The organism is Sulfoacidibacillus thermotolerans (assembly GCF_003144315.1).
In the GTDB taxonomy this organism is placed as follows: Bacteria; Bacillota; Bacilli; order Alicyclobacillales; family SLC66; genus Sulfoacidibacillus; species Sulfoacidibacillus thermotolerans.
Map to the genome: position 1 here is coordinate 115,568 of NZ_MPDK01000007.1, position 13,631 is coordinate 129,198.

The 13,631-nt window shown below is 49.4% G+C and carries 15 protein-coding genes and 1 pseudogene; 15 read left to right on the forward strand and 1 reads right to left on the reverse strand.

Going from position 1 to position 13,631, the window contains the following annotated elements:
• Position 1 precedes the first annotated feature (1 nt).
• From BM613_RS06205 to BM613_RS06275, 15 genes and pseudogenes are all read left to right on the forward strand, one after another.
• Positions 2-625: an NADH-quinone oxidoreductase subunit C gene (locus BM613_RS06205; RefSeq protein ID WP_181362921.1), complete on the forward strand. Its 624-nt coding sequence runs from the start codon at positions 2-4 to the stop codon at positions 623-625.
• Positions 622-1,728 (forward strand): NADH-quinone oxidoreductase subunit D, encoded by a 1,107-nt coding sequence (locus tag BM613_RS06210; RefSeq protein WP_109430290.1) that lies wholly within the window; start codon positions 622-624, stop codon positions 1,726-1,728. The genes BM613_RS06205 and BM613_RS06210 overlap by 4 nt, the downstream gene beginning before the upstream one ends.
• Before the next feature lies 1 nt (position 1,729).
• Complete coding sequence (gene nuoH, locus BM613_RS06215) at positions 1,730-2,722, forward strand: NADH-quinone oxidoreductase subunit NuoH (protein ID WP_109430291.1); 993 nt, start codon at positions 1,730-1,732, stop codon at positions 2,720-2,722.
• A 33-nt stretch (positions 2,723-2,755) separates the two neighbouring features.
• Positions 2,756-3,268, forward strand: coding sequence for a NuoI/complex I 23 kDa subunit family protein (locus BM613_RS06220; RefSeq protein WP_109430292.1), 513 nt, complete (start codon positions 2,756-2,758; stop codon positions 3,266-3,268).
• Positions 3,268-3,795: an NADH-quinone oxidoreductase subunit J gene (locus tag BM613_RS06225; protein ID WP_109430293.1), complete on the forward strand. Its 528-nt coding sequence runs from the start codon at positions 3,268-3,270 to the stop codon at positions 3,793-3,795. Before BM613_RS06220 ends, BM613_RS06225 begins: the two co-directional genes overlap by 1 nt.
• Positions 3,796-3,797: 2 nt before the next feature.
• The gene (gene nuoK / locus BM613_RS06230) at positions 3,798-4,103 is read left to right on the forward strand and encodes an NADH-quinone oxidoreductase subunit NuoK (RefSeq protein ID WP_109430294.1); all 306 of its coding nucleotides are present in this window, start codon (positions 3,798-3,800) and stop codon (positions 4,101-4,103) included.
• Between the two features lie 10 nt (positions 4,104-4,113).
• Entirely contained in the window at positions 4,114-6,024 is a 1,911-nt protein-coding gene (gene nuoL / locus BM613_RS06235) for an NADH-quinone oxidoreductase subunit L (protein WP_109430295.1), read from the forward strand.
• Positions 6,024-7,571 carry a complex I subunit 4 family protein gene (locus tag BM613_RS06240; protein ID WP_109430296.1) on the forward strand — a complete coding sequence of 516 codons (1,548 nt, stop codon included), beginning with the start codon at positions 6,024-6,026 and terminating at the stop codon, positions 7,569-7,571. The genes nuoL and BM613_RS06240 overlap by 1 nt, the downstream gene beginning before the upstream one ends.
• Before the next feature lie 4 nt (positions 7,572-7,575).
• Positions 7,576-9,060 (forward strand): NADH-quinone oxidoreductase subunit N, encoded by a 1,485-nt coding sequence (locus BM613_RS06245; protein WP_109430297.1) that lies wholly within the window; start codon positions 7,576-7,578, stop codon positions 9,058-9,060.
• Between the two features lie 104 nt (positions 9,061-9,164).
• Positions 9,165-10,358, forward strand: a complete 1,194-nt coding sequence (locus BM613_RS06250) for an acyl-CoA dehydrogenase family protein (RefSeq protein WP_109430298.1) — start codon at positions 9,165-9,167, stop codon at positions 10,356-10,358.
• 35 nt (positions 10,359-10,393) lie between these two features.
• Positions 10,394-10,633: a DUF1146 family protein gene (locus BM613_RS06255; RefSeq protein ID WP_109430299.1), complete on the forward strand. Its 240-nt coding sequence runs from the start codon at positions 10,394-10,396 to the stop codon at positions 10,631-10,633.
• A gap of 80 nt (positions 10,634-10,713) precedes the next feature.
• Positions 10,714-11,172 (forward strand): hypothetical protein, encoded by a 459-nt coding sequence (locus BM613_RS06260; protein ID WP_109430300.1) that lies wholly within the window; start codon positions 10,714-10,716, stop codon positions 11,170-11,172.
• A 30-nt stretch (positions 11,173-11,202) separates the two neighbouring features.
• Positions 11,203-11,493 (forward strand): annotated as a pseudogene (locus BM613_RS06265) (YwmB family TATA-box binding protein); the annotation flags it as partial.
• 66 nt (positions 11,494-11,559) lie between these two features.
• Entirely contained in the window at positions 11,560-12,852 is a 1,293-nt protein-coding gene (gene murA, locus BM613_RS06270; RefSeq protein ID WP_146192771.1) for a UDP-N-acetylglucosamine 1-carboxyvinyltransferase, read from the forward strand.
• A gap of 231 nt (positions 12,853-13,083) precedes the next feature.
• Positions 13,084-13,245 carry a hypothetical protein gene (locus tag BM613_RS06275; protein WP_219930645.1) on the forward strand — a complete coding sequence of 54 codons (162 nt, stop codon included), beginning with the start codon at positions 13,084-13,086 and terminating at the stop codon, positions 13,243-13,245.
• A 102-nt stretch (positions 13,246-13,347) separates the two neighbouring features.
• On the opposite strand, the gene BM613_RS15310 is transcribed toward BM613_RS06275, so the two are convergent.
• Positions 13,348-13,631 (reverse strand): hypothetical protein (locus BM613_RS15310; RefSeq protein ID WP_219930646.1); only part of this gene is annotated, 284 nt, incomplete at its 5' end.

Below are 13,631 nucleotides of genomic sequence, written 5' to 3' on the forward strand. Positions count from 1 at the left end.
GATGGCGGAAGATAAACAGGCAGATAAAGTAGCGTCGAGTGAGACGGTCGAAAAAGCGGCGCCTGAAAAGACCGCAAAAGCTGCACCTGCTAAAGCAGCCAAAGCACCGGCGCCCCCTGATCCACGTGTGGAACAGGCAAAGCAACAGGGCGAAGCGATCAAAGTTGCGATTGAGCAAAAACTAGGAGCAGGGACGGTCGAGGAAGTCATTGCGAGCAAGGAGGTTCCCATTTTGCGAATCGCGTCCGCAAAATGGCGTGAGGCGATTACATTTTTGCGCGATGATCCCGAGCAGCGTTTCGATTATATTGAGCTTTTCGCTGGAACCGATTACAAAGATTATATTGAAGTCGTGCTCTACTTGCATGCGATGTCGCGGGGTACATACATCAGCGTAAAGACCCGAACACCGCGAGAGCAAGCCGTGCTCCCTTCTCTTGCCCCAGTATTTCCAGGGGTTAACTGGGAAGAGCGAGAGGTCTTTGATTTACTTGGTGTCACCTTTGAAGGTCATCCTGACTTGCGACGTATCATGATGTGGGATGGTTGGAATGGCCATCCACTGCGAAAAGACTACTCAGAGTTTGAAAACATGCCACAACGAGGAGGTGAACCTCGCGGATGAGTACGTCACTTCGAACCGAAGAGATGATTTTAAACGTTGGACCTCAACATCCAAGTACACATGGTGTGTTCCGTCTTGTGGTCACTCTGGATGGAGAGCAAATCATAGATGCCGATCCAGTCGTGGGTTATTTACATCGCGGTACTGAAAAGTTGGCCGAAGGGTTGCAATATACACAAATCATCCCTTATACCGACCGATTGGACTATCTTGCAGCCATGTTAAATAATTACGCGCTCGTACACACCGTTGAGTATGCACTGGATCTTGAGATTCCAGCGCGTGCCGAATATTTGCGCGTGATTGTGATGGAGCTAAATCGCATTGCCTCACACCTGTTGTTTTTAGGGACGTATCTACTGGATTTAGGAGCAATGAGTCCGTTTCTTTACGTCTTTCAGGAGCGTGAGCGCATTGTCCAATTGTTTAACGAAATTTGCGGTGCGCGTTTAACTTACAATTATATGCGCGTGGGTGGAGTCAAGTGGGATGCGCCTCCCGGATGGATTGAAAAAGTCCGCGATTTCATCCCCTTTATGCGAGAAAAAGTGAAAATGTACGACAAGCTCATCTCAGGGAATGAAATCTTCTTGCATCGCGTGCGGGGCATTGGTGTGATCACGAAAGAGGATGCACTGCAATATTCATTGTCAGGGATTAACTTGCGTTCGACAGGCATCGCATTTGACCTGCGCAAGAATCGTCCCTACAGTCTTTACAATCAGTTTGAATTTGATGTGGTGACAGGGAAAAATGGGGACTGCTTTGATCGCTATTATCTTCATTTAGAAGAGATTCGGCAGTCGCTGCGCATCGTCGAACAAGCGGTCGCACAAATTCCAGAGGGTCCAGTGCTTGGCAAGGTGCCGAAATTGATCCGTGTTCCCGCTGGCGAATACTACCGCAGTATCGAAGGCGCACGCGGTGAACTCGGTGTGTATATCGTGTCAGACGGTAAAGATAAGCCGTATCGCTTAAAGCTGCGCCGCCCCTCCTTTGTCAATTTGCAGATTCTGCGCAAGCTGCTCATTGGGCAGAGTATGGCCAACCTCATTGCAATCCTTGGTGCAGTGGACATTGTACTCGGGGAGGTCGACGCCTAGCATGTTTTCATGGCAAACGCAACCACTCACCTGGATGCATTTTCTAGGGATGCTGATCGGGGCCGTCATTGTGCTTTTTCTCGTCCTTTTTATTGTTATGTATACGATTTATTTTGAACGCAAAGTCATCGGTTGGATGCAAAACCGCATCGGTCCAAACCGCGTAGGGCCATTCGGCTTATTGCAGAGTGCAGCAGACGTTTTTAAATTGCTATTAAAAGAAGACATTATTCCGGCCAATGCAGATCGGCCGATGTTCCTGATTGCACCCATCATTGCATTTGTGCCATCTTTTATGGTGCTAGCGGTTATTCCCTATACAGCGACACACATTTTCACCGCGGGGTTAAATGTAGGGGTGCTATACTATATCGCATTGTCCTCTATCTCGATTGTTGGAATTGTACTTGGTGGATGGGCTTCCAATAACAAGTATTCACTGGTTGGGGGATTGCGCTCTGCTGCGCAAATGATCAGCTATGAAATACCTCTTGGATTGTCAATTCTCGGGGTGATTATGCTTGCAGGATCGCTCAATCTCAACACGATCGTCACTCATCAAGCTACAGATCGTTTTGGTTGGTACATTATCCCCCAGATCATCGGGTTTGTCGTCTTTGTCATCGCAGCGATCGCAGAACTGAATCGCACCCCTTTTGACTTGCCAGAAGCAGAATCAGAACTAGTTGCTGGTTATTTTACAGAGTATACCGGATTTCGCTTCGCTTTTTACATGCTTGCGGAGTATGTCTATGTGTTTGCGATTTCTGCCCTTGGCACCACACTCTTTCTCGGAGGTTGGGAGGGTCCTTTCCTACCTTCTTGGCTGTGGTTTGCGATCAAAACGAGTGCCTTTATCTTTTTCCTCTTTTGGGTGCGCGCTACGATGCCGCGTATTCGGATTGATCAGTTGATGGGATTTGCCTGGAAGGTACTGATCCCAGTTGCGCTGTTCAATATCCTACTCACGGGGGCGCTGTCGCTGATCTTATAGAGCGGACGCTATTTTCAAGGAGGAGGTGGCGAAATGTTCGGATTTTTAAAGGGACTGAGTGTTACGTTTGGCCAGTTGACGAAGAAAAAGCTAACGCTGCAATATCCAGAAGTAAAACCAGAGTGGCCGGAACGGTTTCGTGGGATCCACGAATTTATCCCTGAACTCTGTATTGTCTGCAATCAGTGTGCTCGGATTTGTCCGACAAGTTGCATCTCACTTTCAGGCAGTCGAGATGAGAACAAGAAGATGCACATCGATACGTATGATATTAATTTTGAAATTTGTATCCTATGTGACCTTTGTACCGAGGTGTGTCCAACAGAATCGATTCGTATGACCGATCGCTTTGAATTGGCGACTTACTCGCGCGATGATCTGTATAAAGATATGCATTGGTTGTATGAGAACCATGTCAAGCATGGGAGTTATCAACGCTTGCAGGAAGAAAAGGCAAAGGCTGCGCAAGAAGCACAAGAGCAAGCAGCAAAAGAAGCGAAAGTTGAGGCTGCAGCAAAGTCATCAGGGGAAGGAGGCGACGCGTGATGTTATTTGGACTGCCAATCACCGGAGCTACAATCACCTATTTCGTACTTGCATTGATCATCATCGTATCTGGTGTTTTCATGCTCACACTCACAAATGTCATGCATATGGCCGTGTCACTTGTCGGCGTATTTCTCGGTGTAGCAGGCATTTTTATTCTACTCGGGGCGGACTTTGTCGGGTTAGTTCAAGTAATGGTCTATGCAGGAGCAATCACAATTCTCATGGTCTTCGCGCTGATGCTGACGCATCGTGGATTAAATGGGCATCTACAGGGAGAAGTGGGGCCGTTTCGTGGGACGTTGACTTTTCTTAGCGTCGCGATCATTGTCGGCACATTGCTGTATGCAATCCGTAGTACTCCATGGCCGGGAAGCACGACGGCATTACAACCTTTTCACCAATCCACAGTGAATCTGATCGCAAATGCGATTTTTCATCAGTATACAGTGGCGTTTGAGTTGGTCTCTGCAGTGCTTACCGTAGCGCTCGTCGGGGCGGCTGTGATTGCTAGGAAGGAGGAGTAAACGTGGCTTTGCAACCCTTTCTTGCGCTCGGTGCAGTATTATTTGGCATCGGACTGTATGGGGCGCTTACGAAACGCAATTTGATCATCGTTTTGATTTCAATTGAAATGATGCTGAATGCGGCAAACATTAATCTCGTTGCGTTTGCACATTTCCTGCCCAAACCCAATATCGAAGGGCAAGTTTATGCACTGTTTAATATCGCGATCGCTGCAGCAGAAGTGGCTGTCGGTCTCGCAATCTTGCTGTCGTTCTTTCGCGCGCGCAACACGAGTGATGTGCGCGATATGAACGCCATGAAGTGGTAGGGGTGATCGTATGATCGGTCTAACATGGCTCGTTCCCGTGCTTCCTCTCATCGCCTATGTGGTGCTGTTAGCCACAGGAAAGCGCATGAGTGAAATGGCGATTACCGCCATCTCTGTACTCGCAGTACTTATCGGGTTGATCATCTCCATTGGGGTAGTAGCAGCTGTGGGTCAGCATGGGCCTTATGCACCAGTCGTATATAATTGGCTTGCATTTGGTCAAACCACGCTTACGATGGGGTATCAAGTGACGAATCTAAATGCCATGATGTTACTCGTCGTCACACTTGTGAGTACACTCGTATTCCTGTTTTCAAAATCCTACATGCACGGGGATGAACGATTCTCACGTTTTTATCAATACTTGAATTTGTTTGTGTTCTCGATGCTCGGTCTCGTGATCACGTCGAATTTGCTCGAACTCTATATCTTTTGGGAATTAGTCGGCGTGTGTTCGTACCTTCTGGTGGGATTTTGGTACTTCAAGCCAGAAGCGGCCGTGGCAGCGAAAAAGGCGTTTATTGTAACGCGCATTGGCGATGTGGGTCTCTTTATTGGGATTATCCTTTTATACTTAGGGACGGGATCCTTTGATTTTACAGTCGTCTTTTCACACCTGCACCACTTTGCAAGCGCACAAGCAAGTCTTGGCGCACTAGGACATGATGCCATCACGCGGTTGATGAATGTGCAGACATGGGTAACACTCACTGCTCTCCTTGTCTTTGTCGGTGCAGTTGGCAAATCGGCACAGTTCCCGCTGCATGTGTGGTTGCCAGACGCGATGGAAGGCCCAACGCCAGTGTCCGCATTGATTCACGCGGCAACGATGGTCGCAGCGGGTGTGTACTTAGTTGCTCGCATGTTCCCGCTTTTTGAAGCCTCATCTACTGCCAGTGAGACGGTTGCGATCATCGGAGGAGTAACAGCGATTTTTGCAGCTTCTATCGGTCTTACACAGCGTGATATCAAGCGCGTCATTGCCTATTCGACAGTTTCGCAACTCGGGTATATGATGCTTGCGATGGGGGTTGGCGCATACGTCTCAGGGATGTTTCATCTAATGACACATGCGTTTTTCAAGGCACTTCTGTTTTTAGCAGCGGGCAGTGTGATTCATGCGCTTGATACACAAGACCTTTTTGAAATGGGTGGATTGCGTAAATACATGCCAATCACACATGCAACTTTTCTCGCAGGGGCGCTCGCGCTGTCGGGGATTCCGCCATTTGCTGGATTTTGGTCGAAAGATGATATTTTAACGGCGACATTCGATAGCGGCCATTATGTATTGTACGCATTTGGTTTGATCGCAGCGTTTTTTACAGCAGTCTATATTTTCCGTGTCTACTTTCTTACTTTTTCAGGAACATACAAAGGGTCTAAACATCCGCACGAGGGTGGATGGGTGATGACGTTGCCGCTTTTGGTGTTAGGCTTGCTAGCAACGTTTGCTGGCTTCATCAATACACCGTTTGCACCCATACTCAGTCGTTTTCTCCAGCCCAACGGCCCAGTGGGGATTGATCCGCCAGCAAATTGGGGATTAATGGCCGTTTCGGCCGTAGTTGGTTTGCTTGGCATTGGGCTTGCTTACAGCTTATATGGGGGCGGCAAGCGAGCAGATGCATGGGCAAAACGCATGGGCTTTTTGTACGCATTGAGTTACAACAAGTGGTATATCGATGAATTGTATGCCTTGATCATCGTGCTTCCTGTCGTCACTCTCGCTGAAGGGCTGCAGTTCTTTGATCGCTGGATCGTCGACGGACTTGTCAGGTTGATTGGTGAGGTGGGATACACAGGTGGCGTATCCTTAAAATATTCGGCTGATGGACAAATCCAAACCTATGGGCTTGTAACGGCCTTTGGACTTGCAGCTTTAGCTTTGGTTGCGCTTCGAATCGGGGGTGTCCTCTGATGGCAGATGTTTTACTTTTCATCGTTCTAATCCCCTTGCTTGCAGGATTACTGATTCTTGCCCTGCCGGCACAAGCACGTGGGATCATTCGTGCAGTTGGACTCGTTGGTGCTTTGATCCCAGCATGCTTCTCATTCGCTGCGTATCTTGCGTTTGATAAGCAGACGACGGATCTGCAATTTCCATTTACAGCGACGTGGATGTCGATTGCGAACGCCTATAACATGCTCACCCTACACATTAACTTCGCGTTTGGTGTAGATGGGATTTCCATGCCGCTCGTGGTGCTTGTTGGCGTGATCAGCACGCTGACGATGATTCGTAGCTTTAAAGTGACAGAGCGCGTGAAGAGCCATTATTTCTGGATGCTCTTTCTCACCATGGGTCTGTATGGAGTTTTTGCTGCAGCAGATTTGTTCACGTTCTTCTTCTTCTTGGAGTCTACACTCGTAGCGAGCTATCTGTTGATTCACATCTGGGGCGGGGAAATGCGTCACTACGCGGCGACGAAGTTTCTGATCTATCGTGGACTTGCAAGTGTTGTCTTACTCGCGGGTTTGATCGGGTTGGCCTATGCTTACGCAACGACTGCACAAGTGGCAAGTAGCAGCGTTTTGATTCCCAATGCACCGAATTTCTTGACGTTGTCGATTTCGCAACTCTTAACAGAGGCAAAACTGATTCACATTCCAGCGGGTACACAGAATGTACTGTTTCTCGTCTTCTTGCTTGCCGTCTTGATGGAGGAGGCATTTGTCCCGTTCCATACCTGGTTGCCAGATGCACATGAACATAGTGATACAGGGACAAACATGATGATTGGCGGAGCACTCATGAAAATAGGGCTGTATGTCCTGTTGCGTTTTGCCGTTTCGCTGCTTCCTCTTGGTTTGGCGCATTACGCGCTGTGGCTTGCGGTATTCGGAGTAATTAGCATTTTGTATGGGGCAATCGTCGCGGTGGCATCAAAAGATTGGCGACGCCTCATCGCTTTCTCAAGCATTAGTCACATGGGTCTAGTGCTGCTCGCGATCGGCTCTATGCAAGAAATTGGGATTCAAGGTGCGGTCTTTATGCTCGTGTCTTCTGGACTCCTCACAGCTTTGTTATTTATTACAGTTGGTGCACAGGCCGATCGTACAGGGACGTTCAAGATTGAAAACTTAGGAGGTCTCTCAAAATCATTACCTGTAATTTCAGGAGTGATGTTGGTTGCCGCACTCGGTTCGGTTGGACTTCCAGGACTCAGCGGCTTTATCAGCGAATTTTCACTGTTCGTAGGCGGATTTGCTGTCTTTCCGACGCTGTCTGCGCTCGCGACTCTTGGCATGATTTTTGCTGCGTTCTATCTTTTGTGGGCGATGCAACGCACTACATTTGGCCCAGTGAACACCGCGTTGCCCGTGATGACGGATGCAAATGCGGTTGAAATGGTGCCCATGGTGATCTTAGTCGCGCTCGTAGTGTTAATAGGAGTTTTTCCGGGCGTGCTTGGCGACGTAGTGCATGGCACTGCACAGGCGATCGCAGCAAGGATAGGGGGTTAGTAGCGTGGGAAGCGCGGTGCAATGGTTATCCTTTAGCGATGTCTGGCGCAGTATGGGACCCGAACTCATCGTCATCGGTGGAGCCTTCCTCATCATGTTGATCGAGTTGCTGCTGCCGCAACAACAGCGAAAAGTGACTCCGTGGCTCGCAGTGATCGATGTTTTGCTAGCAGCACTCGTCACAATTGCGCGTTTTGGCGGAGGCATCCTGCTTTATTCGAATGCAGATTATGTCGTCGATGGATTTAGCAGTCTATTTAAATTGTTGATCTTGCTTGGCACGTTTTTTGTCCTTCTTCTTGCGATTGCAGAACAACGTAAACAGTCATTGCCATACGAATACTCCTATCTCATGCTCTTTGCCTCAGGGGGCGCCATGATCATTACTTCGGGAATTGACTTGGTTCTCCTCTATGTGGGATTAGAACTGTTATCGATCGCAACGTATATTCTTGTTGCACTGAATCGCAAAGATGCGCGCTCCTCTGAGGGCGGACTTAAATATCTGATTATCGGATCGATTGCATCAGCGAGCATTCTGTATGGACTGAGTTTTTTGTATGGCGTGGCGGGGTCAACAAATCTCGGTCAGATTGCCGTGACATTGCAAAATGCGTGGGCGAATGACGGGACAATCCTATTTGTATCCTTTGCGCTCATTCTAGCTGGGGTGGCTGTGAAAATCTCTGTCGTGCCGTTTCACTTATGGACTCCAGATGTTTATGAAGGGGCGCCTACACCTGTTACTGCATATTTAGCGGTGATTTCAAAAGCTGCTGTCATTGCTTTTTTCCTACGCGTGTTTCTTTTTGTCTACGGGGCGAAGTATCAAGACTGGTGGTTAGTGATCGCATGGCTTGCTGTGCTTACGATGATCATTGGAAATTTTGGTGCCCTTGCACAGCGCAATGTCAAACGCATCCTCGCATACTCAAGTATTGGACAGGTCGGCTATCTCCTTATGCCGTTTGCGGCCATCGGTCAAACACAAAATGTCAATGATATGTGGCAAGCATTATCAGCGACAGTGTTTTATCTATTTGCTTACGCATTCATGACCATTGGAGCGTTTGCGATATTTGGCAAGGTTGCGCAAATGAGGGGATCGGAGCAAGTTGAGGCGTTTGCCGGACTCTATCGAACCCACCCCTGGCTCGCAGCGATGATGGCAATCTTTTTGCTCTCATTGGCTGGGTTGCCTCTAACAGGTGGTTTTTTTGGCAAGTTCATGATCTTCCTTGTGGCGTTTAATGCAGGCCAGTATTGGCTCGGTGTGATTCTGTTTGCAACGTCTGCCGTCGCATTTTATTACTACTTTGGCATTCTCAAAGCAATCTTTGTACAAGAGCCACCAGCAGATGTGGAGAGTTCACGCAGTGGGAGTATGCTGACTGTCCTTGTCGGATTGTGCGCACTAGGCACGTTAGTTCTCGGCTTGCTTCCCGATCCGTTTCTACACATTCTAAATACAGTTCACTGGTTTGGCTGATCTTAGAAACATGTTACAATAGAAGCCATGATGACATGGCGCAAGATCGACTGAAGGCCCGCCTTGTGCGGGTCTTTTTGCGCGAAGGGTGAGGGGGGACGCAGATGGCGCAGATTCGACATGCAGCAGATGAAGAACTGGTGACCTGGGTCGAAACGCTTGCATCCAAACTTGCGATACGGGCAGAGCGGTATGACCGTGAGGGGACATTCGTCAGCGAACAAATCACGTATTTGCAGAGTGTCGGCTACGCGGGATTGACCGTGCCTAAAATTTATGGGGGACGCGGTTGTGACTTATATCAACTGCTGCTTGCTCAGGAGCGACTCGCCCATGGAGACCCATCGGCCGCACTTGTCATGGGCTGGCACCTTGGCATCACGCTGAGCCTCGCGTTAACAGGTGCTTGGCCAGAACCTATTTATGCGGAATTTTGCCGATCTGCTGTTCAAGGAAAGGCACTCGTCAATGCCTGTGGAACGGAACCTGACAGCGGCAGTCCGAGTCGCGGCGGACGACCATCGACTCTTGCCGTGCGTGCACCTGGCGGCGGATATCATTTGACTGGGAAGAAGACGTGGGCTACTGGGAGTCCAGCAATTACCCATATCCTTGTCACGGCTTATGTGGAAGATGTGGACTGCGTAGGTGAATTTCTCGTGCGAAAAGGTGCTGCAGGGGTTCAATTGGAACACTCTTGGGACAGTATGGCAATGCGCGGCAGCGGCAGTCATACGGTGGTGCTTGATCATGTTTTTGTCCCGGAAGAACATTTGCTTGACCTCGTCGCACCAGGGCAAAAAACGGCACGCAGTAGTGATGGTTCCGGGTGGCTGTTGCATATCCCTGCGACATATCTTGGGATTGCTAATGCCGCTCGAGACTATACCATCGATTTCGCCAAAAAATACGCGCCCAATAGTTTGGGGCAACCAATCGCCACAGTGCCGCATGTGCGGGAAAAAATCGGCCAGTTAGAAGTCCAGCGCGGCATTGCAGAGTCCGTGCTATTTGCTACGGCACGCCGTTATGATGATGCGCCAACGCTCGAAGCAAAGCGCGCTTTGCGCGAAGAGCTTGCCCTCGCAAAGTACGCAGTTACAAATGCTGCTGTCTCCATGGTTGACCTCGCAATGCGAATAGTAGGTGGGCAGAGTATTTTGCGGTCGCACCCACTTGAACGTTACTATCGCGATGTCCGCGCTGGACTGCACAATCCCCCAATGGACGATGTCACGCTCCGACAATTGGCAGATCGCGCACTTGGAAAAGAAGTTGCGACAAAAAAGGAAAGATGACGTCGAATACTATAGTGAGAAATGAGGGGTAGCTAGTGGGCATCTTTTCCGACATTTCTTTTCGCGTGCAGGGGGCAGTGACCATCGGGGGTCTGCTTGTTGGGACACTACTTGCTTGGTATGCGCTTGGCGCTGTTCGCTGGGACGTGTTTTTGAAAAATCCTGAATCGCCGCCCGCTAGTCTTTTCCGTCTGCTTCTGGCGATTTTGATTGGGACTGGGATCGCCGGATTTGTCATCCAATATGTAACAGGCGCTTCGATGATGCGCAGCTAAAACTCAGAGTCTAGTATAAAACTCGCATCTCCCTGGCCATACTGCATAGCATCATAGACGATGCATGGGAGATGCGAGAGATGAAAAAACTAGCACTACTAGGACTTGTGATGGCAACCATCCTGTCTTTTTCGGCCGGGCAGACGCTTGCGCACGCGATGCATAGCCCGGAGACAAATGCGACCCCGCAGTTTGTCGAGCAGGCGTTTGCCGCTACACATGCGCATATGACTGGCTTTGAGGTGCATGATTGGACAACCTTACATAATGAGTTTGTCCCTGTTCAAACGCTGGTAACAGAAGCACACACGTATGCCGCAGACCTCGGATTAACAAATATGCACGTATTTACTCATCAAGATGCGCAAGATCATGTAGCTCAGTGGTCCGGGACAGTCAATTTTGGTCCGCGTGCTCCACGCGTGACGGCTACAGTCGAAATGGCGAGCATGGTTTTTCCTGATGCGCCTGCACAAACCGTACTCATTTTACGGTATCTCGGTTTTACAGACGATGAACAGGTATTTGCAAAAGCGTAGGCCAGGCTCGCTCAGACCGCACGATATGCAGGCGGAGTGCCTAAAATTAATGCAACACTTTTTGGCACTGTGCCCAGAATGTTGGCGATAAAGGCGAGGGCAAGGACGATCGCTGCAGCGTTTCAAGCGGCGGATGCAAAGCCGATGCAAGCGATGACCTACCTTTATACGACAAGCATTGCAGGCTTTGGCGCAGCTTCTGTACCGACACTGCGTGCGGGTCAACAAACGATCGATCTACAAGTTGCGATGCATGAAAATAGTTTTGAACAGAATACGAGGGTACTTGTGGGAAGCCCGATTATCACGTTAGAATACTAGCATTACGTGGGGACAATGGTAGACGAAGAGAACGTTCGCACGCGATCGCCTATGGGGGTACAAAGAGTGGCTACAATCAAGATAACCGGGGGCAAGCGCCTCATGGGGTCGGTACGGGTAGACGGCGCGAAAAACGCTGTATTGCCCATTATGGCAGCATCATTACTTGCAGCGCAAGGCGAGACGATTATTGATGATGTACCGTATTTGACAGATATTTTAAATCTCGCAGATGTGGTAAGGAGTCTTGGCGCGAAGGCGGAGCTTACCCCAGATGGAAGACTGCGACTCGGCGCGGAGCGCCTTATAACGACGACAGCGCCCTATGAGCTCGTGCGCAAGATGCGCGCGTCTTTCTGGGTTGCGGGTCCACTACTGGCGCGACTTGGTCACTTTCGCGTACCACTGCCGGGCGGTTGTAATATTGGAGAGCGACCTGTCGATCAACATATAAAAGGATTTGAGGCGTTAGGTGCGCGAGTTAACATTGAACATGGATATGTAGAAGGATTTGTAGATGGGAGATTGCGCGGCAATCGAGTTTATCTTGATGTAGTGAGTGTCGGTGCGACGATTAACACGATGATGGCAGCGACTTTGGCGGAAGGGCAGACAATCATAGAGAATGCGGCCAAAGAACCGGAGATTGTGGATGTTGCAAACTATTTGAATGCAATGGGAGCCAAAGTGCGTGGAGCGGGAACGGACGTGATTCGCATTGAAGGCGTGAGTGAGTTGCATGGGGCGATGCACACGGTGATTCCCGACCGGATCGAGGCAGGGACGTATATGTTAGCGGCGGCAATTACGCGCGGCGATGTGTTTGTTGAAGGTGCGATTTACAATCACCTGAGCCCCTTGTGTGCAAAGTTGCGTGAGGCGGGGGTGACGATTGAGGATGACATTCGCGGCATTCGCGTGCGAGTAGACGGTCCACTGCAAGCAGTGGATGTAAAAACCTTGCCTCATCCTGGGTTTCCGACAGACTTGCAGGCACAGATGCTCACTTTCCTTGCGACAGTAAAAGGTGTCAGCATTATTACGGAAACTCTCTTTGAGAATCGCTTTTTGCACGTGGCGGAATTGCGGCGCATGGGCGTTGAAGTCAAAGTGGAGGGCCGCAGCGCAATTGTGGATGGAGGGACTCCGCTTACCGGAGCAAAAGTGAACGCTACAGATTTGCGTGCAGGGGCCGCGCTGGTGCTCGCCGGACTCGTGGCAGAAGGTGAAACGATTGTCACTGGACTCGATCACATCGATCGGGGATACAGTGACATCGTAAGTAAATTGCGCACGCTAGGTGCGGATATTTCGCGTACGGATGCTCGTCCGCCGCTTCATTTGGTGAAGGCAAACTGAGGAAAAGTAGGTACGCCAGGACTTTTTGATTGCTTATGGATGCATACACGCTGTGATCTTAGGGCATCATACTGAACAAGTGCGCGAGGGTGTCTCCTCGATAAAAACGCTGTAGATCGTGAATGACCGATCTGCAGCGTTTTTTTTCGGGATAAAAAGGATCGGGGGGGAAACACTAGCGATAAGGAACAAAAAGGATGTGAGCGGAAAATGGCATGGTTTCGGAAAATGATGTCTGGTTATTGGGAGGCTGTACAACGGAGTGTGATTCTTTCAGAGTATCCCGAATTTTACGAGCCAATCGAAGTGAATGCAGCACAAACAAAAGAGCAAATGCAGGAGATTACAGAGGGAGACGTGAGAGAGGCGACTACCACGCACAAAATAGGATAACCGATCATGAGTACTGATCTCTGTAGGGTGTTATTTTACAAACTCCGAGTGTATCGATAGTTCGTGGATACGAGACTACATTCCATGCGGGATCTTCGAACCTTATTCAAGAATGGATTCCCGTGTAAATCTACTAAAAAAACTCCCCCCTTCTATTGCAAAGGGGGGAGTTTTTTTAAAACCATCGCGATCGAGCGGTTGCACAGTGGTTGGTGGTTGATTGAACTGCTTGAACTCAGGAAAGCGTGGATCTATATTCGTATGAGTACAAATCGCATAAAACGAAAAAATTGCAAAAATGCAATCTTTCAATCTTGGACGCAGTGCACGTGCGAAGCGTCGCGGCACACGCATACCAACAGGCGATGAGAATGGGTGCGCTTGTC